This window comes from Streptomyces sediminimaris (assembly GCF_047049295.1).
Taxonomy (GTDB): Bacteria; Actinomycetota; Actinomycetes; order Streptomycetales; family Streptomycetaceae; genus Streptomyces; species Streptomyces sediminimaris.
The window spans coordinates 1,111,372-1,134,037 of record NZ_JBJWOT010000001.1; the positions used below are offsets into that span (position 1 = coordinate 1,111,372).

General features: G+C 72.5%; 13 protein-coding genes. 9 read left to right on the forward strand and 4 right to left on the reverse strand.

What is annotated here, in order from left to right; translation table 11 throughout:
• Positions 1–98: 98 nt before the first annotated feature.
• Complete coding sequence (gene exaC, locus ACJ9NR_RS05115; RefSeq protein ID WP_412489530.1) at positions 99–1,622, forward strand: acetaldehyde dehydrogenase ExaC; 1,524 nt, start codon at positions 99–101, stop codon at positions 1,620–1,622.
• Positions 1,623–1,691: 69 nt separating this feature from the next.
• Here exaC and ACJ9NR_RS05120 read toward each other — a convergent pair whose 3' ends face one another.
• The gene (locus tag ACJ9NR_RS05120) at positions 1,692–2,720 is read right to left on the reverse strand and encodes a LacI family DNA-binding transcriptional regulator (protein WP_412489529.1); all 1,029 of its coding nucleotides are present in this window, start codon (positions 2,718–2,720) and stop codon (positions 1,692–1,694) included.
• A 405-nt stretch (positions 2,721–3,125) separates the two neighbouring features.
• On the opposite strand from ACJ9NR_RS05120, the gene ACJ9NR_RS05125 reads away from it, so the two are divergent.
• The 4 genes from ACJ9NR_RS05125 to ACJ9NR_RS05140 all read left to right on the forward strand — a co-directional run bounded on the left by ACJ9NR_RS05125 (position 3,126) and on the right by ACJ9NR_RS05140 (position 8,736).
• The gene (locus tag ACJ9NR_RS05125) at positions 3,126–4,436 is read left to right on the forward strand and encodes an extracellular solute-binding protein (protein ID WP_412489528.1); all 1,311 of its coding nucleotides are present in this window, start codon (positions 3,126–3,128) and stop codon (positions 4,434–4,436) included.
• Complete coding sequence (locus tag ACJ9NR_RS05130) at positions 4,433–5,335, forward strand: carbohydrate ABC transporter permease (RefSeq protein WP_412489527.1); 903 nt, start codon at positions 4,433–4,435, stop codon at positions 5,333–5,335. Before ACJ9NR_RS05125 ends, ACJ9NR_RS05130 begins: the two co-directional genes overlap by 4 nt.
• A 1-nt stretch (position 5,336) precedes the next feature.
• The gene (locus tag ACJ9NR_RS05135; protein ID WP_412489526.1) at positions 5,337–6,233 is read left to right on the forward strand and encodes a carbohydrate ABC transporter permease; all 897 of its coding nucleotides are present in this window, start codon (positions 5,337–5,339) and stop codon (positions 6,231–6,233) included.
• A gap of 121 nt (positions 6,234–6,354) precedes the next feature.
• Positions 6,355–8,736 (forward strand): beta-xylosidase/alpha-l-arabinosidase, encoded by a 2,382-nt coding sequence (locus ACJ9NR_RS05140; protein ID WP_412489525.1) that lies wholly within the window; start codon positions 6,355–6,357, stop codon positions 8,734–8,736.
• 77 nt (positions 8,737–8,813) lie between these two features.
• Here ACJ9NR_RS05140 and ACJ9NR_RS05145 read toward each other — a convergent pair whose 3' ends face one another.
• Together ACJ9NR_RS05145 and ACJ9NR_RS05150 are read right to left on the reverse strand one after the other, a co-directional pair.
• On the reverse strand, positions 8,814–10,001 hold the full coding sequence (locus tag ACJ9NR_RS05145; protein WP_412489524.1) for a fumarylacetoacetate hydrolase family protein: 1,188 nt from the start codon (positions 9,999–10,001) through the stop codon (positions 8,814–8,816).
• Between the two features lie 45 nt (positions 10,002–10,046).
• Positions 10,047–11,783: an IlvD/Edd family dehydratase gene (locus ACJ9NR_RS05150; protein ID WP_412489523.1), complete on the reverse strand. Its 1,737-nt coding sequence runs from the start codon at positions 11,781–11,783 to the stop codon at positions 10,047–10,049.
• Between the two features lie 167 nt (positions 11,784–11,950).
• On the opposite strand from ACJ9NR_RS05150, the gene ACJ9NR_RS05155 reads away from it, so the two are divergent.
• Positions 11,951–12,682 (forward strand): FadR/GntR family transcriptional regulator, encoded by a 732-nt coding sequence (locus ACJ9NR_RS05155; RefSeq protein WP_412490509.1) that lies wholly within the window; start codon positions 11,951–11,953, stop codon positions 12,680–12,682.
• A 227-nt stretch (positions 12,683–12,909) separates the two neighbouring features.
• Here ACJ9NR_RS05155 and ACJ9NR_RS05160 read toward each other — a convergent pair whose 3' ends face one another.
• A complete protein-coding gene (locus ACJ9NR_RS05160) occupies positions 12,910–14,517 on the reverse strand; it encodes a hypothetical protein (protein WP_412512680.1) in 1,608 nt (535 codons plus the stop codon).
• 650 nt (positions 14,518–15,167) lie between these two features.
• On the opposite strand from ACJ9NR_RS05160, the gene ACJ9NR_RS05165 reads away from it, so the two are divergent.
• The 3 genes from ACJ9NR_RS05165 to ACJ9NR_RS05175 all read left to right on the forward strand — a co-directional run bounded on the left by ACJ9NR_RS05165 (position 15,168) and on the right by ACJ9NR_RS05175 (position 22,658).
• On the forward strand, positions 15,168–16,718 hold the full coding sequence (locus ACJ9NR_RS05165; RefSeq protein WP_412489521.1) for an acyl-CoA carboxylase subunit beta: 1,551 nt from the start codon (positions 15,168–15,170) through the stop codon (positions 16,716–16,718).
• A 178-nt stretch (positions 16,719–16,896) separates the two neighbouring features.
• Positions 16,897–18,666, forward strand: a complete 1,770-nt coding sequence (locus tag ACJ9NR_RS05170; protein WP_412489520.1) for a fatty acyl-AMP ligase — start codon at positions 16,897–16,899, stop codon at positions 18,664–18,666.
• Positions 18,663–22,658, forward strand: a complete 3,996-nt coding sequence (locus ACJ9NR_RS05175) for an acyltransferase domain-containing protein (protein ID WP_412489519.1) — start codon at positions 18,663–18,665, stop codon at positions 22,656–22,658. Before ACJ9NR_RS05170 ends, ACJ9NR_RS05175 begins: the two co-directional genes overlap by 4 nt.
• Positions 22,659–22,666 lie beyond the last annotated feature (8 nt).

Here is a 22,666-nt window from a genome sequence, read left to right on the forward strand (position 1 = left end):
CCCGGCGCTCACGGCAACGTGGTTGCAACGTCGCCCTCCCTAGCCTCCCGGGGAAAGCTGCCCAACGGCGGGCAGCGCTGCGAAGGAGGCAGACCAGCATGACCCGTTACGCGGCGCCCGGCACCGACGGCGCGATCGTCTCCTACCAGGCGCGCTACGACCACTTCATCGGGGGCGAGTACGTGCCGCCGCTGCGCGGGCAGTACTTCGAGAACCCGTCGCCGGTGAACGGGCAGCCGTTCACCGAGATCGCGCGCGGCACGGCGGAGGACGTGGAGCGGGCGCTCGACGCGGCGCACGCGAGCGCACCGGGTTGGGGCCGCACGTCGGTGACCGAGCGTTCCGACATCCTGCTGAAGATCGCCGACCGCATGGAGGAGAACCTCGAGCAGCTGGCGGTCGCCGAGAGCTGGGAGAACGGCAAGCCGGTGCGCGAGACGCTGGCCGCCGACATCCCGCTCGCCATCGATCACTTCCGCTACTTCGCGGGCGCGATCCGCGCGCAGGAGGGCTCGCTCGGCGAGGTCGACGACGACACGGTGGCGTACCACTTCCACGAGCCGCTGGGCGTGGTCGCGCAGATCATCCCGTGGAACTTCCCCATCCTGATGGCGACGTGGAAGCTGGCGCCCGCGCTCGCCGCGGGCAACGCGGTCGTCATCAAGCCCGCCGAGCAGACGCCGGCCTCCATCCACTACTGGATGAGCCTGATCGCGGACCTGCTGCCGCCGGGTGTGGTCAACATCGTCAACGGCTTCGGAGTGGAGGCCGGCAAGCCCCTCGCCTCCAGCCCGCGGGTGGCGAAGGTCGCGTTCACGGGCGAGACCACGACGGGGCGGCTGATCATGCAGTACGCCTCCGAGAACATCAAGCCCGTCACCCTGGAACTCGGCGGCAAGTCGCCCAACATCTTCTTCGACGACGTATGGGCGCACGACGACGACTTCCGTGACAAGGCCCTCGAGGGCTTCACCATGTTCGCGCTCAACCAGGGCGAGGTGTGCACGTGCCCGTCCAGGGCGCTCGTCCAGCGCGGCAACTACGCCGAGTTCATTGAGGCCGCCGTCGCCCGCACCGAGCTGATCAAGCCGGGCCATCCGCTCGACACCGGCACGATGATCGGCGCCCAGGCCTCCAACGACCAGCTGGAGAAGATCCTCTCCTATCTCGACATCGGCCGGCAGGAGGGCGCGAAGGTTCTCACCGGCGGTGAACGCATCGAGCACGACGGTGAGCTGAAGGGCGGCTACTACGTCCAGCCGACCATCTTCGAGGGCGACAACCGCATGCGGATCTTCCAGGAGGAGATCTTCGGCCCGGTCGTCTCCGTGACGTCCTTCGACGACTTCGACGACGCCGTCAAGACCGCCAACGACACGCTGTACGGCCTGGGCGCCGGCGTGTGGACCCGGGACATCAACACCGCCTACCGCGCGGGCCGGGCCATCCAGGCGGGCCGGGTCTGGACGAACTGCTACCACGCCTACCCGGCCCACGCGGCCTTCGGCGGCTACAAGCAGTCGGGCATCGGTCGCGAGAACCACAAGATGATGCTGGAGCACTACCAGCAGACGAAGAACCTCCTCGTCTCCTACAGCCCCCAGAAGCTCGGCTTCTTCTAGAGCCCCGGGCCGGTTGCCCGGAGCCGCTCCCGCCCTCCCGCGCTCCGGGCGGCCGGCCCGGCGGACCGATCACCCGGGCGCCGGAGCCTGTTCGCGGGGCGGCGCCGTCGAGGCGCGTACCACGAGTTCGGTGGCGAGTTCGATGTGGTGGGACTCGACCTTTTCGCCGTTGGCCAGCCGGAGGGCGGTGCGCAGGGCCGCACCGCCCATCTCGCGCAGCGGCTGGCGCACGGTGGTCAGCGGCGGTGAGGCCATCTGGGCGAGGCTCGTGTCGTCGAAGCCGACCACGCTCAGGTCTTCGGGGATGCGCAGCCCCCGGCAGCGGGCGGTCTCGATGACACCGAGCGCGATCTCGTCGTTGCCCGCGAAGACCGCCGTCGGTGGCTCCCACATGCCCAGCAGCGCCGTGGCGCCGAGCAGCCCCGTCTCGTACGTGAATTCTCCGGGCCGGACGTAGGCGTCGGGCACCCGCGCCCCTTCCGCCTCCATGGCGGCGCGGTAGCCGTGCATGCGTGCCTGGTTGCACACGGCCATGGCCGGTCCGCCGAGATAGGCGATACGGCGGTGGCCCAGGGAGAGCAGGTGCCGGGTCGCGGCCAGGCCGCCGGCGAAGTTGGTCGCCCCGACGCTGTGGACCCGGCTGTCCGGCAGGTGCAGGGGGTCCAGCACGACCAGCGGCAGCCCGGACCTGGCCAGTTCGTTCAGGTGCGCCGCGGTGTACACGCTGGTGACCGCGATGACCGCGCGGCGCCCGGCCGAGACCAGGTCCCGGGCCCAGTGCGGGGCACGGGACGCCCTGCTGATCACCACCGAGGCCCCCGACTCCGCGGCGGAGTCGACGATGCCCTCCAGGGTCTCGGCCACGTACGACTTCAGGCCGCCCTGGAACTGCACCTCGATGACCGGGCTCTGGACGGCCTCGGTGTGGCGGAGCACGGGCGCGAGGTAGTGGTGCTGGTGCAGCAGTTCCTGCACCCGGGTGCGGGTGTGCGGTGCCACGTCACCGCGGCCGTTGACCACTTTGGACACGGTCGCGACGGAGACCCCGGCCGCTTGAGCGATGTCCGCCAACGTGGTGCGTCTGGCGTTCGGTCGCATCGGTTCCTCCCCAGCTGTACGTCCACCGGCGTGGTGAGCCGCCGCTCGGGCCGGCAACGCGGGTGGAACCGGTCAACCGTACGGCAGCCCGGCACCGGCCTCGTCCGGGAGGTGCCGGGCCGTCCTCGACCTCGACAGGCAGTCGCGTCGGGGAGCAGGTCGCCGCCAAGCCGTACGGATTTCGAAACCTTTCGATGCCTGTTCGGAGCTCCACAAGGGTCTCGTTTGCCGATATTAGGCAGTTAACCACTGCTCGACAACGTGCATGCACATGCCTTGACAGGGCCTCAACCCGAAATCTAACTTGCACCAACAGAACTTGAAGGCGCAACTTTCGAAAACTTTCGAGACCCTTTTCCCCTTGACTCACGAGAAGCCGGTGGCTCTCGAGTGCGGAGAAACAACATGGCGCTCTCCCGACGTACCCTCCTCGGCCTGGCCGCCGGCGTGCCGGTCTCCGCGGCACTGGCGGCCTGCGGCTCGTCCGGTCCCGGCAAGAACGGCGGTGCGGCCACGTACTGGTACCTGAACGGCCAGCCGCAGGAAGGCGTCAGGGCCGGCGCGGTGGACGCGTTCAACAAGGCCCACCCCAAGGAACAGATCAAGGACACCACCTTCCAGAACGACGCGTACAAGACGAAGATCAAGACCGCGATCGGTGCCGGGCAGGCGCCCACCATCATCTGGGGCTGGGGCGGCGGGACGCTGCGCACCTACGTGAAAGCCGGCCAGGTCGAGGACCTCACCTCGTGGTTCGACGAGCACTCCGAGGTCAAGAAGCGGCTGTTCCCGTCCTCGTTCGGCGCGGCGACCGTCGACGGCAAGATCTACGCGATGCCGTGCGAGACCGTGCAGCCGATCATCCTCTACTACAACAAGAGGGTCTTCGAGAAGGTCGGTGTGAAACCGCCGCAGTCCTGGGGCGACATCATGGCGCTGGTGCCGAAGTTCAACGCCAAGGGCATAGCGCCGTTCTCCCTCGGCGGCCAGTCCCGGTGGACGAACATGATGTGGCTGGAGTTCCTCTTCGACCGCATCGGCGGTCCGCAGGTGTTCCAGGCCATCATCGAGGGCGAGAAGAACGCCTGGTCCAACCCGGACGCCATCACCGCGCTGACCAAGGTGCAGGAACTGGTCAAGGCCCACGGATTCGTCAAGGGCTTCTCCTCGATCACCGCGGACTCCAACGCCGACCAGGCACTGCTGTACACCGGCAGGGCCGCGATGATGCTGCACGGCGCCTGGTCGTACGGCATCCAGCAGGCCGACGGCGGCGATTTCGTCCCCAGCGGCTCGCTCGGCTACATGACCTTCCCGCCCGTTGAAGGCGGCAAGGGCGATCCGAGCGACACCGTCGGCAACCCCGCCCAGTACCTGTCCATCTCCTCGAAGGCCGGCGCCGAGCAGAAGAAGATCGCCAAGGACTTCTTCGCCCGGGGCGTCCTCCAGGAGGCGGAGGTGAAGAAGTGGATCGGCACCGGGGCGGTTCCGATCCGGCTGGGTACGGAGAAGCTGCTCGCCGCCTCCAAGAGCGCCGACTTCCTGCAGTTCACCTACGGCATCGCCAGCAAGGCCAAGGTGTTCGGCCAGTCCTGGGACCAGGCGCTCAGCCCGACGGCCGCCGAGACCCTGCTCGACAACATCGTCAAGTTGTTCCAACTGTCCATCTCACCGCAGCAGTTCGCCCACAACCTCAACGCGGTCACCGCCAAATGAGCGCATTCACCGGCCATCCGCCGCGTCGCGAACCGCGCAGCATCCTGCCGTGGCTGGCGACGCCGGCGCTGGTGATGTTCGTCGGCTTCGCCGTGATTCCGCTCGTCGGTGTCTTCGCGCTGAGCTTCACCACGTGGGACGGGATCGGCGCCATCCACCCCTCGGGGCTGACCAGTTGGCGCAAGGTGCTCACCGACCCCGGGCTGCCGCACGCCCTTTGGGTGACGTTCCTGGTGATGGCCGTTTCCTGGGCCGTCCAGACGCCGCTGAGCATTCTGCTCGGCACGTTCCTGGCCGGCCGCCAGCGCTACCGCGCGGTGCTGGGCGTGATCTACTTCGTCCCGCTGATGCTCAGCTCGGCCGCCATCGCGATCGCGTACAAGGCCCTGCTGGACCCCAACTTCGGGCTCGGTGCCGGGCTGAAGATCCACGCGCTCAGCCAGGACTGGCTGGGGCGGCCCGGACTCGCCTTCGGGGTCGTCGTCTTCGTCGTCTCCTGGCAGTTCATCCCGTTCCACTCACTGATCTACCAGGGCGGGGTCCAGCAGATCCCGAAGTCCCTGTACGAGGCGGCGCAGCTGGACGGAGCCGGACGCGTCCGGCAGTTCTTCAGCATCACGCTGCCCCAGCTGAAATACACCGTCATCACCTCGTCCACGCTGATGGTGGTCGGTTCGCTGACCTTCTTCGACCTCATCTTCATCCTGACCGAAGGCGGCCCCGGCGACGCCACCCGCGTCCTCGCACTGGACATGTACAAGCGGGGGTTCCAGGCCAGCCTGATGGGTCCGGCCAGCGCCATCGCGGTCATCCTGGTCCTGGTGGGGCTGGCCCTCGCCCTGCTGCTGCGCCGGCTGGGGGGCCGGGACGCCGGTGCGAGCCAACTCGAGGGGGCCTGACGTGACCACCATGCTGACCGAGTCGCGACGACCGCAGAAGGCCACCCGCCGCGAACGGCAACGCCACTCCCCTCCGTCGGCCCGCCGGCGCAACTGGGCCGGCGGCCTGGCCGGATGGCTCTGGCTCGCCGTCGTCGCCGTACCCCTGTACTGGACCGTCATCACCAGTCTCAAGGTCCAGAGCCGCTACTACGCGAGCAACCCGCTGGTGCCTTCGAGCGACCCCACACTGGACAACTACCGGCTGGTCATCGAGTCCGACTTCCTCCGCTACTTCCTGAACAGCGTCGTGGTCACCGCCGGCGCCGTGGTGCCTGCGGTCGTGTTCTCCTTCATGGCCGCCTACGCCATCGTGCGCGGTTGGCGCATGCGGGTCCTGCGGGCGATGAACGGGCTGTTCCTCATGGGCCTGGCCATCCCGCTGCAGGCGACGGTGATCCCGGTCTACCTGATCATCATCAAACTGCACCTGTACGACAGTCTGCTGGCGCTGATCCTCCCGTCGATCGCCTTCGCCATCCCGCTGTCCGTGCTGGTGCTCGCCAACTTCATCCGCGACGTGCCCAATGAACTCTTCGACTCGATGCGGGTCGACGGCGCCACCGAATGGACGGCCCTGTGGCGGCTGGCGGCACCGCTCACCCGGCCGGCCATCCTCACCGTGACCATCTTCAACGCCCTGACCATCTGGAACGGATTCCTGCTGCCGCTGGTCCTCACGCAGAGCCCTGAGCGCCGGACCCTGCCGCTCGCGCTGTGGACCTTCCAGGGCCAGTACGGGGTCAATGTCCCCGCCGTCCTCGCCGCCGTCGTCCTCACCACACTGCCCGTCCTGGTGCTCTACGCGTTCGGCCGCCGCCAGCTGCTGAGCGGTCTGACCGCCGGATTCAGCCGCTGACCGACGCCGACGCCGGCACCGACGCCGTGGCCGGTGGACGGCTGGTGGCTCGGACGGCCCGACCTGCATACCTGTTCGCCCGTCGCGCCCTGGTCAAGGGCCTGACGGGCGTGGGAGGAAAGTGAACGCCAACGTGGCTGTAGAGAACACCCCCGTGATCCCCCTCTGGAACGACCCCGCGCTTCCCGTCACCGCCAGGGTCGACGCCCTGATCGACGCGATGACCCTTCACGAGAAGACCGCCCAGCTGTACGGAGTGTGGGTGGGCGCCTCCGACCAGGGCGGTGAAGTGGCCCCGCATCAGCACGACATGGAGGAGGCCGTCGATCTCGACGCACTCCTGCCCACCGGACTGGGCCAGCTGACCCGGCCCTTCGGCACGGGTCCGGTCGACCCCGCCCTGGGTGCGCTCTCCCTGGCCCGCACCCAGACCCGTATCGCCGCCACCAACCGGTTCGGCATCCCCGCTCTCGCGCATGACGAGTGCCTGGCCGGCTTCGCCGCCTGGGGGGCGACGGCCTACCCCGTTCCGCTGTCCTGGGGCGCGACCTTCGATCCGGACACGGTGCGGCGCATGGCCGCCGCCATCGGCCGCGACATGCGCGCCGTCGGCGTCCACCAGGGACTCGCGCCCGTCCTGGACGTCGTGCGCGACGCCCGCTGGGGCCGGGTCGAGGAGACCATCGGCGAGGACCCGTACCTCGTCGGCACCGTCGGGACGGCATACGTACAGGGCCTGGAGTCCGCCGGGATCGTCGCCACCCTCAAGCACTTCGTCGGCTACTCGGCCTCCCGCGCCGGCCGCAACCTCGCCCCCTCCTCCGTGGGCCCGCGGGAGCGCGCCGACGTTCTGCTGCCTCCCTTCGAGATGGCGATCCGGGAAGGCGGCGCCCGGTCGGTGATGAACGCCTACACCGACACCGACGGCGTGCCCTCCGCGGCCGACGAGGACCTGCTCACCGGGCTGCTGCGCGGCACGTGGGGCTTCGACGGCACCGTCGTCGCCGACTACTTCGCCATCGCCTTCCTGAGGACACTGCACGGCGTCGCGGCGGACTGGGCCGGCGCAGCCGGCGCGGCGCTGCGCGCGGGCATCGACGTGGAACTGCCCAACGTCAAGACCTACGGCGCGCCCCTGGCCGAGGCCGTCGCCGACGGCCGCATACCGGAGGCCCTGGTCGATCGCGCCCTGCGCCGGGTGCTGACCCAGAAGGCGATGCTCGGCCTGCTCGACAAGGACTGGAACCCGGTGCCGGCCGCGCTCGACGGAGCCGACCTGGACGACGCGGCCGCCCTGCGCGGCACGGTCGACCTGGACCGGCCCGAGAACCGTCGGCTGGCCCGCGAGATCGCCGAGAAGGCGGTCGTCCTGCTCAGCAACGACGGCTCCCTGCCGCTGGCCGGGCCGCGCCGTATCGCCCTGATCGGTCCCAACGCGACCGAGCCCACGGCGGTACTGGGCTGCTACTCCTTCCCCCAGCACATCGGCGTGCGCCATCCCGGGACACCGCTCGGCATCGAACTGCCCACGCTGCGCGACACTCTCGCCGCCGAGTTCCCGGACGCCGAGATCACGGTCGCCCGCGGCACCGGGATCGACGACGGGGATCTCTCCGGCCTCGGCGAGGCCGCCCGGGTGGCACGCGAGGCCGACGTCGCCCTGGTGGTGCTGGGCGACCGTGCCGGGCTCTTCGGGCGGGGCACCAGCGGCGAGGGATGCGACGTCGAGGAGCTGGCCCTGCCCGGTGCGCAGCAGCAGCTGCTGGACAGCCTGCTCGACCTGGAGACACCCGTGGTCACCGTGCTGCTCGCCGGACGGCCGTACGCCCTCGGCCGCGCCGTGGCGGAGTCGGCCGCGATCGTGCAGTCCTTCTTCCCGGGTGAGGAGGGCACGCACGCGATCGCCGGGGTGCTCAGCGGCCGGGTCAATCCCTCCGGACGCCTCCCGGTCAGCGTGCCGCGCGGGCCGGGCTCCCAGCCGGCCACGTACCTCGGGGCGCGGCTCGCCCACGCCAACGACGTGTCCAACGTCGACCCGACTCCCGCGTTCGCCTTCGGCCACGGCCTGTCCTACACGCGGTTCGACTGGACGGACCTGACCGTGCGGACCCGGGAGGCCCCCACGGACGGCGAGTTCGCCCTCGCCTTCACCGTCCGCAACACCGGCGCGCGGTCCGGGACCGAGGTCGTCCAGCTCTATCTGCACGACCCGGTCGCCTCCGTCGTCCAGCCGGTGCAGCGCCTCGTCGCCTTCACCCGGGTCGACCTGGAGCCGGGCGAGGCCCGCCGCGTCCGGGTCACGGTCCCGGCCGACCTCGCCTCCTTCACCGGACGCGACGGCCGGCGCGTCGTCGAACCGGGCGAGCTGGAGCTGCGGTTGGCCGCCTCCAGCGCGGATGCACGCCTGACGGCCAGAGTCACGCTGACCGGGGCGGAGCGCCGGGTGGATCACACGCGGCGCCTGCACGCCTCGGTCGCACAGGAGCCGGCCGCCCGCGCCTGAACCGGGTGTGCGCGGCGCGTGTCACGGCAGTGGCAGCGCCGCGCACGCGCGGCCGCGCGGCCGGGCACGCGGTCGTCTCACAGCACGCCGCGCCGGGCGAGGTTGCGCATCAGCGCTCCTACGCCGAAGGTCCACGGCGCGGCCTGCTCGCTGGGGACGACGGTGTTGACCAGAGCGCCGAGCCGCGGGCTGGAGATCCGCACGATGTCGCCGTACTCGTGGGTGAAGCCCGCGCCGGGTGCCTGCCGGTCCTCGGTGGGGGCGAACAGCGTTCCGGTGAACAGCGCGAAACCGTCCGGGTACTGATGGTGCGGACCGTGCGTGGCGGCCACCAGGTCCAGTACGTCGCGGCTGATCTCGCGCAGGGAACTGCTGCCGTGCAGCACGTAGCCGTCCGTGCCGTCGACCCGCAGGTCGACGTCGAGCCCGCGTACGGTGCCGAGGTCGAAGCCGTCGTCGAGCAGGCGGACGAACGGGCCGATCGCGCACGAGGCGTTGTTGTCCTTCGCGCGCGACAGCAGCAGGGCGCTGCGTCCCTCGATGTCGCGGAGGTTGACGTCGTTGCCGAGCGTCGCGCCGCGTACCCGGCCGCACGAGTCCACGACGAGGACGACCTCGGGCTCGGGGTTGTTCCACACCGAGGCGCCGAGGACGCCGATGTCGGCGCCGGTGCCGACCGCGGACAGTACCGGCGCCTTGGTGAACACCTCCGGGTCCGGCCCGATCCCGACCTCCAGGTACTGCGACCACAGTCCTTCGGAGACGAGCAGTTCCTTGGCCTTGTCCGCTTCCGGCGATCCGGGACGGATCCCGTCGAGCGCGCCGCCCACCACCTGCTTCACGCGGGCCCGCACCCGAGCGGCCTGCGCCGGATCGCCGCCCGTGCGCTCCTCGATGACGCGTTCCAGCAGACTCCGGGCGAAGGTGACGCCCGCGGCCTTGATCACCTGCAGGTCGACGGGGGCGAGCAGGTGCGCGACGTCACGACGACCGGGTGGTGCCGCCAGCAGCTCGTCCAGGCGCCAGGCGCGTCCGCCGTCGGCCTCACGGACGACTGCCGCCGCGTCCTCGCGTTCCAGCAGGTCGGAGACGGTGGGGGCGATGGCCGTCAGATCGACGACCCGTTCCCCGCGGACCGCGGCCACACACGGTCCGTCCCCTTCCGGATCATGGACACGGGCGACGAGGACGGCTCGGCCGGCGTCCTCGGGCAGGACGGAGCCGGCCGTGAGGACCGGACGAGGGCGCGCTGCTGCCGATTCCACGATCGGTGCTCTCCTGTTCGCGAGTGGTACGGGCGGCCGGGGGACTCAGTGGGAGTCGCGGGGGACCTCGTGTCCACGGCTTCCGCGCAGGAAACCGAAGTCGGCGCCCTGGTCGGCCTGTTCGACGTTCTGGGTGTAGAGCCAGGCGTAGCCGCCGGCGTGCCGCTCGGCGGGCGGCCTCCACGCCTCCCGGCGCCGGGTGAGTTCGGCGTCGTCCACGTCCAGGCGCAGGGTGCGGTTCGGGACGTCGAGGACGACGGGGTCCCCGTCGCGCACCAGGGCGAGAGGTCCGCCGACGGCGGCCTCGGGTGCCACGTGCAGGACCACGGTCCCGTACCCGGTGCCGCTCATCCGGCCGTCGCAGACGCGCACCATGTCCTTGACGCCGGCCTTCAGCAGCTTCGCGGGCAGCGGGACGTTGGAGACCTCGGGCATGCCGGGGTAGCCCTTGGGGCCGGCGTTGCGGATGACGATGACGGTGTTCTCGTCGATGTCGAGGTCCGGGTCGTCGGCCACCTCGTGGTATGCCTCGGGGGAGTCGAAGACGCGCGCGGGGCCGCGGTGGGTGAGCAGGTGCGGTGAGGCGGCGGACTGCTTGATCACGGCGCCGTCCGGGCACAGGTTGCCGCGAAGGACTGCGGTTCCGGTGCCGGCCGGCTGGAAGGGGTCGTCGAGGCCGGTGATGACGTCGGAGTCGAAGCATTCGGCGTCCTCGGTGTTCTCGGCGACGGTGCGTCCGGTGACCGTGACCGGGTCCCCGTGCAGCAGCTTGCCGCGGAGCAGTTCGGCCATGACGGCGGGCAGCCCGCCCGCGTAGCAGAAGTCCTCCATGAGGTACGTGCCGCTGGGCATCAGGTTGACCAGGGTCGGCACCGCGCGGACCAGGTCGTCGAAGTCCGCAAGGCCCAGGTCGACGCCGACGCGTCCGGCGATGGCGGTGAGATGGATGATCGCGTTCGTGGAGCCGCCGATGGCCGCGTTGACCCGGACGGCGTTCTCGAACGCCCGCCGGGTCATGATCTGCGAGGGGCGCAGCTCCTCCTCCACCATCGCCACGATGCGCTGCCCCGCCGCCTGCGCGGTCTCCATCCGCCGGGAGTCGACCGCGGGCCATGCCGCCGAGCCCGGCAGCTGCATGCCGAGCGCCTCGGCCATGCAGGCCATCGTCGAGGCGGTCCCCATCGTCATGCAGTGGCCGTTGGAGCGGGCCATGCACCCTTCCGCGAAGAAGCACTCCTCCTCGGTCATCCGGCCGGTCTTCAGGTCCTCCTCGAACTTCCACACGTGGGTGCCCGATCCCACGTCCTGGCCCCGGTACTTGCCGTTGAGCATCGGCCCGCCGGTGACCATGACGGCGGGCAGGTCGACGCTGGCGGCGCCCATGAGCATGGCGGGGGTCGTCTTGTCGCAGCCGGACAGCAGCACGACGCCGTCGAGCGGATTGGCCCGGATCAGCTCCTCGACCTCCATGGCCATCAGGTTGCGGTACAGCATGGCGGTGGGGCGCATCAGGGTCTCGCCGGTGGCCATGGTGGGGAACTGGAGCGGCAGCCCGCCCGCCTGCCACACGCCGCGCCTGACGGCTTCGGCGACGCGGGTCAGATGGGCGTTGCACGGGGCGAGTTCAGAGGCACTGGTGGCGATGCCGATGACGGGCCGCCCGTCGAACACCTCGTGCCCGAGTCCCTGGTTGCGCATCCAGGAGCGGTACACCATCCCGCTGCGGCCCTGTGCGCCGAACCATGCCTGGCTGCGCCGGCTCGTCTTCCCACCGTCGGTCATGTACGTACTCCCCTGGCTCCGGCGTCGTTCGGCTCCCGGCGTCGCCCGCTTCCCCACGGGGTGTTGCCGGCTGAGGCCCCGCAGGCCGTACTCTGTGACGCAATCATTAAATGATTCGATGAATGACGTCCAGGGGGTGAGCGGAGATCGTGGTGCACTTCCTGACCATGCACCAGCGCGTGGTCGACGAGCTCGGGCGGCGTGTCGTGGCCGGCGCGTGGCAGCCGGGGGATCCGTTGCCGGTCGAGGACGCGCTCGCGGCCGAGATCGGCGTCAGCCGCGGGGTGGTGCGGGAAGCGGTCAAGGCCCTGGTGGCCAAGGGGATGCTGCACGTGCGCCCGCGCACCGGCACGCGCGTGCTGCCCCCGGAGCACTGGAACCACCTGGACCGTGACGTGCTGCGCTGGAAACTGGCCGGGGACGCCACGGCTCTGCTGCGCGACACGGGTGAGCTGCGCCGGATCGTCGAGCCCGAGGCGGCCCGGCTCGCCGCCGACCGGGCCGGGCCCGACGATGTACGGGCCCTGTACGACTGCCTGGCGGCCATGGAGGCCGCGGCGGCGACCCCCGGCCGCAGCGGCTACGTCGAGGCCGACACCGCCTTCCACCGGACCCTGCTCGACGCCGGCGGCAACCGTCTCCTCGGTTCACTGGGCCGCGCCGTGGACATCGCACTGGAACACAGCTTCCACGTCAGCACCCAGACCCCCGGCGCGGTGGAGGCCTCACTGCCGGGTCACCGTGCCGTCGTCGAGGCCGTCGAGGCCCGCGACCCCGCTGCCGCGGCGGCCGCCGTACTCGCGATCATCGAAGCCGCCGAACAGGAGATCGCCCAGTCGCCGGGACTGCTGAGCGATGTGCCGTCGTGGGCGGGCGACGTGAGCGATGTGTCGTCGTAGGCGGTGAACGTGCCCAGCGCGAACACCGCCGGTCCGGTGGCCGCGGTGACGGCGTGGCCGTGACCGGGTGCCGGTACTCCGGTCATGCGAAGGGCGCCTGACAGAACCGCTGTCTGTCAGGCGCCCTTCGCATGACCGCCCCGTACCGCCTTGTCGGTGTCTCCGGTGCCGACGGACGCGGCGAGGCGGTTCCCTCGCTGCGGCTTCCCGCAGCGGGAGACCCGGTGCTACTTCGAGGGCTTCGTGGGGAGGGACGGGTGGTCCGGCCTCGACGGGAGGTCGGGCCTCGACGGGTAGTCGGGCCGCATGGGCTGCGAGGGGTGGTCCGGCCGGACCGGGTGAGCCGGGTAGTCAGGCTTGGCCGGGTGGGCGGGCCGCTCGGGCTTGGCCGGGTACGCGGGCCGCTCGGGCTTGGCCGGGTACGCGGGCCGCTCGGGCTTGGCCGGATACGCGGGCCGCTCGGGCTTCGCCGGATACGCGGGCCGCTCGGGCTTCGCCGGATACGCGGGCCGCTCGGGCTTCGCCGGATACGCGGGCCGCTCGGGCTTCGCCGGATACGCGGGCCGCTCCGGCTTCGCCGGATACGCGGGCCGCTCCGGCTTCGCCGGATACGCGGGCCGCTCCGGCTTCGCCGGATACGCGGGCCGCTCCGGCTTCGCCGGATACGCGGGCCGCTCCGGCTTCGCCGGATACGCGGGCCGCTCCGGCTTCGCCGGATACGCGGGCTTCGAGGGGTACTCGGGCTTCTGCGGGTACGCCGGCATGGCCGGCTTCACCGGGTAGGCGGGCCTCTCCGGATATGCAGGCATCGCCGGCTTCACCGGGTAAGCGGGCTTGACCGGGTACGCGGGCAGCACGGGCTTGACCGGGTACGCGGGCAGCACGGGCTTGACCGGGTACGCGGGCAGCACGGGTCGCGTCGGATAAACGGGCATCGCCGGCTTCACCGGATACACCGGCTTGGCAGGGCGGGCGGGCAGGGCCGGCTTCTCAGGAAGTGCGGGCAGCTCAGGCTTCGAGGGGTACGCCGGCTTCACCGGGTACACCGGCTTCTGCGGCAGCACCGGGTAAACGGGCTTCGAGGGAAAGGCCGGTTTCGCGGGCCGGGCCGGATATTCAGGCTTCACGGGATACGCGGGCCGCTCCGGCTTCACGGGATACGCCGGATAGGCGGGCCGCTCCGGCTTCACCGGGTAGACCGGGTAGACCGGCTTCGAAGGAAGCTCCGGCTTCACGGGATGGGCCGGGTATTCGGGCTTGACCGGGTATTCGGGCTTGACCGGGTGCTCGGGCTTGACCGGGTGCTCGGGCTTCACCGGGTGCGCCGGGTACTCCGGCTTCACCGGATGCTCGGGCTTCACCGGGTGCGCCGGGTACTCCGGCTTCGAAGGATGCTCGGGCCTCGCCGGCTTGTCCCAGTGGGCCGGCTTTTGCGGCTTCGACTCGTGCCCGGGCTTCTCCGGTTCGGCCTCATGTCCCGGCTTCTGCGGCTTCGACTCATGCCCGGGCTTCTCGGGCCCGGAGCCATGCCCGGGCTTCTCGGGCTTGGCCTCGTTCCCAGGCTTCCCCGGCTTCCCCGGCTTCCCGGGCTTGGAACCGTGCCCGGGCTTCTCGGGCTTGCCCTCGGGCGGGGGATCTGCCGGGTGGGCCTGCGGTACCGCCTCCGCCGGCTGCGATTCAGGGGCTGTTCCGGACGATTGCCCCGGGTGCGGGGGCATCGGGGCGGCGTCGTCCTGCGCGTAGGCGAACAGCGGGGTCGCCAGTGGGGTGGTGGCGAGCGCGGCGACCATGGTGGCTGACGCCAGGACAGATCGCCATCTCGGCGATGTCGTCATTGATTCCACTCTCCTCGACTTGGTTCAGAGCTTGGTGACAGCTGGTCAGTACCAAGAGCCGGACAGTGAAATAATCAGGAAATCGGAAGGGCGAATAACGCTATGGGCGCCATAAGCCACCGGATGGGGTAGCGCGGGGAGCCAGTTGGCCCGGTCCGTGGCAGAATTTTCGGCCGGAACGGGAAATCGAGCGCAGTCAACCACCACGCGCTCGTGTCGCGAAGAATGACGCCGACGGCGGCAGAGGCGCACACCGGCAGCCGTTGCCCGATCGATCCGTGGCGATGCCGCAGGCCGCGAGACCGCCGCCGGCACCGCCGCTGCCGTCGCCGTCCACGACCAGGACGCGCACGTCGATCAACCACGACGCGGTGCGCCGCCCGCGCCGTCCCGCCCGTCCCGCCCGGACCGCCCGGACCGCCCTGACCGCCCTGACCGCCCTGACCGCCCTGACCGCCCACGGCCGAGACGACCGAAACACCCGGTCGTTGTCACCTCCGGAGCAACCGCCGTCCCGCGGGACTCAACTCCCGCACACAGAACGGCTACCGGCCATACACACTTCCGCCCCGCTGCCATATTCGGAAGCAACTTCGGAGGTGGCTGTGACGCGTGAGGCGACAACATCCCGGACCACGGCGACGGCTGCGATGACGGCTGGAGCGACACCGACCGCACCGGACAGCACCGTCGGGCGCATGGCCGACCTGGAACACCGCCGGGCCCGGGCGGTGGCCGCGAGAGCGCCGAGACGACGTGGTGCGCTCGGCGCGCGGGAGCGGATCGGGCGGCTGCTCGACGAGGGCTCCTTCTGCGAGACCGGGATGTTCGTACGGGCACGGGCCACGGCGGAGGGCGCCCGGCGCCCCTACGGCGACGGGGTCGTCACCGGGTACGGCACGGTCGACGGGCGGCCGGTCTGCGTGTTCGCGCAGGACTCCACGGTCTTCGGCGGCAGCATGGGCGAGGCCTTCGGTGAGAAGACCGTCGCCCTGATGGACCTGGCGCTGAAGACGGGCTGTCCGGTCGTCGGGCTCAACGACTCCGGCGGCGCCCGTATCCAGGAGGGCGTCGCCTCGCTCGCCCTCTACGCGGAGCTGGTGCGCCGCAACGTGCGGGCGTCCGGAGTGATCCCGCAGATCTCCGTCATCCTCGGGCCGTGCGCGGGCGGCGCCGCCTACTCGCCGGCCATCACCGACTTCACGGTGATGGTGGACGGCGCCTCGCACATGTTCGTCACCGGCCCCGACGTCATCGAGGCGGTCACCGGAGAGCGCACCACCGCCGAGGACCTGGGCGGCGCCCGCATCAGCAACGCCGTCAACGGCAACGCCCACTTCCTCGCCGCCGACGAGGAGGACGCCCTCGACGCCGTACGCGACCTGCTGTCGTATCTGCCCGCCAACAACCTCGAGCGGCCGCCGCGGTACGCTCCCGGGTCCGCCCCCGACGGTGATCCGCTCGACCATGTCGTGCCGGACCGGACCGGACAGGCCTATGACATGCGCGCCGTCCTGCGGTCGGTCGTGGACGACGGTGAACTCCTGTACGTCCAGGAGCTGTTCGCGCCGAACATCGTCTGCGCGCTGGCCCGGATCGAGGGTGCCAGTGTGGGGATCGTCGCCAATCAGCCGCTGCACGCGGCCGGCGTCCTGGACATCGACGCCTCCGAGAAGGCGGCGCGGTTCGTGCGGTTCTGCGACGCGTTCGGCATACCGCTGCTGACCTTCGCCGACGTGCCCGGCTATCTGTCCGGAGTGCGGCAGGAACAGGCCGGCATCATCCGGCGCGGCGCCAAGCTGCTGTACGCGTACGCCGAGGCGACGGTTCCGAAGGTCACCGTGGTCGTGCGCAAGGCCTACGGCGGCGGGTACGCGGTGATGGGCTCCAAGCACCTCGGCGCGGACGTCAACCTGGCCTGGCCCACCGCGCGTATCGCGGTGATGGGCGCGGAGGGGGCCGTGGGCGTGCTGCACCGGCGCGAACTCGCCGCAGCCACCGACCCCGAGGCGCTGCGCGCCCGTCTCGTCGCCGGGTACGAGAGCACGCACGGGACGCCGTACCCCGCCGCGGAACGCGGGTATGTCGACGCCGTGATCGCCCCGCGTGACACCCGTGCGCACATCGGCCGCGCGCTGCGCGCCCTGCGCGGCAAGCGCGCCCCCATGCCGGAGCGCCGGCACGGCAACATCCCTCTCTGACCCGCGCCTCCCCCGCCTGCCGCGCCCGCAGCGCCCTCCCTGCCGGCCACCGCGCATCCCCTGCCGTCCGACCCGGCCCGACCCCTACCGCCACCGCCCGCCGTCCGAAACCGCACCGCCCGCCGGCCGGACCGCCCGAACCGCCGGCCGAACCCGCGACGTGAGGAGCCACGCCCGTATGGAAAGCCGCCGCCCCCCGCTCGCGCCCGTGTGCCGGACTCTGCCCGAGTACGTGCGGCACTGGGCCGAGACCGTCCCTGACCGCAGGGCGTTCACCTTCGTCGACCATCCCTCCGCCGGCTCGCGCGGAGTGCACCGCACGCTGACCTGGAAGCGTCTGGACGTACGGGTGCGGGCGCTGGCCGCCCGGCTCGGCGAGCAGGCCGAGCCGGGGGCGCGCGTCGCGCTGCTGTGCCCGCAGGGGACGGAGTACGTCACGGGCTTTCTCGCCGCCCTGGCGGCCGGGCTGGTCGCCGTGCCCCTCTATCCGCCCGGTCTGCCCGGGCACGCGGACCGGCTCGCCGGGGTGCTGGCCGACGCGCGTCCCGCGGCCGTGCTGACCACGAGCGGCCCCCTGGAGGAGGTCCGGGACTTCTGCGGGCGCGGGCGGGTGCCGGTCGTAGCGGTGGACGAGGTGCCCGACGCCGCCGCCCGGGACCGGCGGCCGCCCGCTCGGGACGCCGACGCGACCGCCTATCTGCAGTACACCTCCGGCTCCACCCGCGCCCCGGCGGGCGTGGAGATCACCCACGCCAACGTCGTCGCCAACGCCCGCCAGGCGCTCACCGCCTACGGCGCGGACACGCACCCGGTGACCTGCGTGGGCTGGCTGCCGCTCTACCACGACATGGGGCTGGTGCTGAGCGTCGCGGCTCCTGTCGTACGGGGGCTGCTGTCGGTCCTCATGGACCCGGCCGCGTTCCTGCACGAACCGGCGCGCTGGCTGCGGCTGCTCACGGCGCATCCGGGGGCGGTGAGCGCCGCACCGAACTTCGCCTACGACTACTGCGCCTCCGCCGTCACCGAGGCGCAGAAGGCGGACCTCAGGCTGGACGGCGTCGCCGCGCTGATCAACGGCAGCGAACCGGTGCGGCCCGGCACCGCCGAGCGCTTCCACGCCGCGTTCGCCGCGCGGGGGCTGCCCGCCGGGGCGCACTGTCCCTCGTACGGTCTCGCGGAGGCCACCGTCTTCGTCAGTGCGGCCCGGCCCGGCGATCCCGTCGCCCGGTTCGCCCTCGACCGTGACGCGCTCGCCTCCGGCAAGGCACTCGCCGCGCGGCCGGACGATCCAAGGGCCGTACTGCTGGCGGGGTGCGGGGCCCCCGCGGGCCAGCGGGTACGCATCGTCGATCCCGTCTCCCGCTCCGTCCTGGCCGAGGGGGAGGTCGGGGAGATCTGGGTACGGGGGCCCAACGTGGGGCGCGGCTACTGGCGCAACGAGCCGCAGACGCGGCGCGTCTTCGGCGCCACGGCCTGCGAGGAGACGGACGGGGACGCGGGCGAGGACGCCCCGGGCGGCGGCTGGCTGCGCACGGGCGACCTCGGCACGGTGCTCGACGGGCAGTTGGTCGTCACCGGCCGGCTGAAGGACCTCATCGTCGTCGACGGCCGCAACCACTATCCGCAGGACGTGGAGGCCACCGCGCAGGAGGCCGATCCGGCCGTGCGGCGCGACCGGCTGGCGGCCTTCTCCGTGCCCGGCGGCGCGGGCGAGCGGGTGGTGGTCGTCGCCGAGCACACGCGGGCCCTGAGCCTCGCCGACATCGACGTACCGGCCCTGGTGAGGTCCGTGCGCGCGGCCGTGTCCGTGCGGCACGGACTGCGCCTCGCCGACGTCGTGCTGGTCGCCCCGGGCACCGTGCCGCGGACCTCCAGCGGCAAGGTGGCGCGGGCGCTGACCCGCGCCCGGTACCTGGAGGGCGCCTACCCCGCGGGGACCGCGGGATGAGGGCGGTCGACGAGAGCGCGGTGCGCCGCCTGGTCGCGCGGCGGGTGGCCGCGTGGCACGGCGTCCCGGTGGGCCGGGTCCCGATGGACCGTCCGCTGGCGGACCTCGGCATGTCGTCGCGGGACGCGGTCGTGCTGGCCGGGGAGCTGTCCCTGCTGACGGGCCGGGAGCTGCCGGCGACGCTGCTGTGGGAAGCGCCCACCGGTGACGCGCTGGTGGCGCACCTGTGCGCCACGGCGGCGCGACCGGCCCCCGCCGCGGTCACGTCCCCTCCCCCGGCCGTGCCCGGCGAACCGGTCGCGGTCGTCGGGGTCGGCTGCCGGCTGCCCGGTGGGGTGCACGGACCGGCCGACTACTGGCGGCTGCTGGAGGAAGGGGTGGACGCGGTCGGACGTGTACCCGGGGACAGATGGGGGGACTTCACGGCCTTCCCACCCGCCGAGGCGCCCGCGTACGGCGGCTTCCTCGACGACATCGCGGGCTTCGACGCCGAGTTCTTCCACGTCACACCCCGTGAGGCCGCCGTGCTGGACCCGCAGCAGCGGATCCTTCTGGAGGTCGTCCGCGAGACGCTGGAGCACGCAGCCGTTCCGGCCTCCTCGCTCGCCGGTACGTCCACGGGGGTCTTCGTCGGCGTCTCGGCCCCGGAGTACGGTCAGCTCACCGGTGCCGACCCGGACGCCGTGGACCCGTGGGCCCCGGCGGGCGCGGCGCTCGGCGTGACCGCGGGACGGCTGGCGTACGTCCTCGACACCCGCGGGCCCAGCATGGCCGTCGACACCGCCTGCTCGTCCTCGCTGGTCGCGGTGCACCACGCCTGCGTCAGCCTGCGCACGGGTGAGAGCGACGCGGCGATCGCCGCCGGGGTCAACCTGCTGCTGTCGCCCGCCGTCGGCGTCGCGTTCGCACGGGCGGGTGTGCTCGCGCCGGACGGGCGCTGCAAGCCCTTCTCGGCGGCGGCCGACGGCATCGGGCGCGGGGAGGGGTGCGCGGCCGTCCTGCTGAAGCGGCTGTCCGACGCCGAACGGGACGGCGACCGGGTCCTCGCCGTCGTCCGCGCCACCGCCGTCAACTCGGACGGGCGTTCCAACGGCCTGCTGGCGCCCAACCCGGCCGCGCAGCAGGCCCTGTTGCGGACCGCCTACGCACGGGCCGGGCTGGCCCCGGCGCGGACCGACCACGTCGAGGCCCACGGCACCGGCACCCCGCTCGGCGACCCGATCGAGGCGGGCGCCCTCGGTGCCGTGCTGGGTGCCGGCCGCGATCCCGAACAGCCGCTGCTGCTCGGCTCCGTGAAGGGCAACCTCGGCCACCTGGAGTCCGCCGCGGGTATCGCCGGCCTGGTGAAGACGGTCCTCGCGCTCCACCACGACCGCATCCCGCCGTCGCTGCACTGTGCCCGCGGCAGCGCCCTGGAGGATCCGCGGCTGCGCGTGGTGACCGAGCCCGAGCCGTGGCCCCGCTACGGCGGCACCGCCGTGGCCGGGGTGTCGGCTTTCGGCTTCGGCGGCACCAACGCCCATGCGGTACTGGAGGAATGGCGCCCCGGCCTCCTGCCGCCACCACCGGCCGAGGAACCCGCGGCCCGGCTCCATGTGCTGTCCGACGTCGGCACCGAGCGGGTCCGGGACACCGCGCGGCGGCTCGCGGCCTGGCTGCGCACGCCCGAGGGGAGCACCGCCCGCGCGGTGGACGTGGCCCGTACGCTCGCGGGACGGGCGGGGCGCGGGCCCGTCCGAGCGGCCGTCGTGGCCCGGGGCGGGGAGGAACTGGCCGAGGGGCTGGAGGCGTTGGCGCGGGGCCGTCCGCACGCGCGGGTCCTGACCGGTGACCGCGACCTCGTCGGGCGGGGCCCGGTGTGGGTGTTCTCCGGGTACGGCAGCCAGTGGCCCGGCATGGGACGCCGGCTGCTGGCCGAGGAGCCCGCCTTCGCCGCCGCCGTGGAGAAGGTGGACGCACAGGCCGCCGACGCGTTCGGGTTCTCCTTCCACGAGCAGCTGGCCCGCGGCGGTGATCTCGATCGCCTCGAGGTCGCCCAACCGATGCTGTTCGGGATCCAGTTGGCCCTCGCCGAGCTGTGGCGTGCGCACGGCGTCGAGCCCGCTGCCGTCGTCGGTCACTCCATGGGCGAGGTGGCCGCCGCCGTCTGCGCGGGCGCGCTGGAGGTGCCGGACGCGGCACGGGTGGTCGCCGTACGGGCGCGGCTGCTCGGCGGGCTGCGGGGCGGGGCGATGGCCGTCGTCGACCTGGACGACGGTGAACTGGCCGCGCTGGAGCGGGACTTCCCCGGTGTGCGGGTGGCCGTGCACTCCTCGCCCCGGCAGAAGGTCGTCACCGGCGACGAGGCGGGGGTCGCGCGGCTGGTGCGGCGGCTGGCGGAGCAGGGCCGTGCCGCCCGCGCCATGCGGGTCGCCGGAGCCGGGCACAGTGCGCAGGTGGATCCGCTCCTGCCGGAGCTGACCGAGGCCCTGGCGGACGTACGGGGCGGGCACCCGCGCGTCCCCGTCTACTCCACCGTGCTCGACGACCCGCGCGGCGACTGCGTCTTCGACGCCGCGCACTGGGCCGCCAACCTGCGCCGGCCCGTGCGTCTGGACCGGGCCCTCGCGGCGGCCGCGGAGGACGGCCACACCGCCTTCGTCGAGGTCTCGCCGCACCCGGTGCTGGGCCGGTCCGTCGGCGACACGGTGCCTGGTGCGGCGGTGGTGGGCACGCTGCGCCGGGACGCCGACGGCGCGGCCGGGTTCCTGCGGGAGTCCGGCGCCCTGTACGCGGCGGGCCTGGCTCCCGCCCTGCCGCCGGGCCGGGTCGTCGACCTGCCCGTACCGCGCTGGCGGCACACGCGCCACTGGTGGACGGACGGCCGTGCCCCGGTCACCGCGCCCGCCACGCAACGCTGGACGGCACCCGCCGCGCCGGTGCCGGAGGATTCGGTCGCCGCCCGCGTGAGCCGGCACATCGCGGCCGTCACCGGCCACCCGCCGGCCCGTGTCACGCCCGCGACGGCGCTGAGCGACCTGGGTCTCGACTCCCTGATGGCCGTCCGCGTCCGCACCGCCCTGGAGCGGGAGTTCACCGTCGAACTGCCGCTGCGCGCGTTGTTCGGCGCGGCCACGGTCGGCGAGGTGGCGGAACGGATCGACCGGGCGGCGTCCTTCCCCCTGCTGGCCCTGCGCACCGGCGGCACGCGGCCGCCGCTGTTCCTCTTCCACGCGGCGGGCGGGCCCGCCTCCGTCTACCGCGCGCTCGCCGAACGGCTCGGCGGTGACCGGCCGGTGTACGGACTCGAGCGGCTCGAGGACGCCCCTACCGTGCGGCAGAAGGCGCGCCGCTACACCGAGGCGATCGCGGCCGCGCACGCCGACGGCCCCTGCGTGCTGGGCGGCTGGTCCTTCGGCGGCTTCCTCGCCCAGGAGACGGCACGGCAGCTCACCGCCGCCGGACGGGCGGTGGAGCTGGTCGCGCTGATCGACTCCGTACGGCCCCTCCCCCGGCCTGGCCGCACGGCGGCCGACCGCGTCCGCGCGCACCTCACGGGCTTCGCCGGGTACGTCGCCGACACGTACGGAGTCGAACTGGGGCTGCCGTACGACGAGCTCGTGGCGGTGGACGACGACCACGAGCGCATCGAGCGCGTGCTGCGGGCCGTGCGCGCGGCCGTCGACGTGCCGCCCGCCGCGCTGGAGCACCAGCGGGCCTCCTACCTGGACCTGAGATGCGGTGAGGCGCACCGCCCGGGCCGCTACGACGGCCGCGTGGTGCTCTACCGGGCCGCACAGCCGGCTCCGCACACCGTGCGGGACCCGGCGTACGAGCGGGACGACGACGCCCTCGGCTGGGACGAGGTGTGTCCACGGCTGAGCGTCGTGCCGGTCCCGGGGCACCACCTCTCGCTGCTCGACCCGCCGCACGTCGACGAGATCGCCGCGCATCTGCGGCGGCTGCTCGCCCCGCCGGACACCACCGCCCGGCCGGACTCCGAACCGGACTGAGGAGCCAC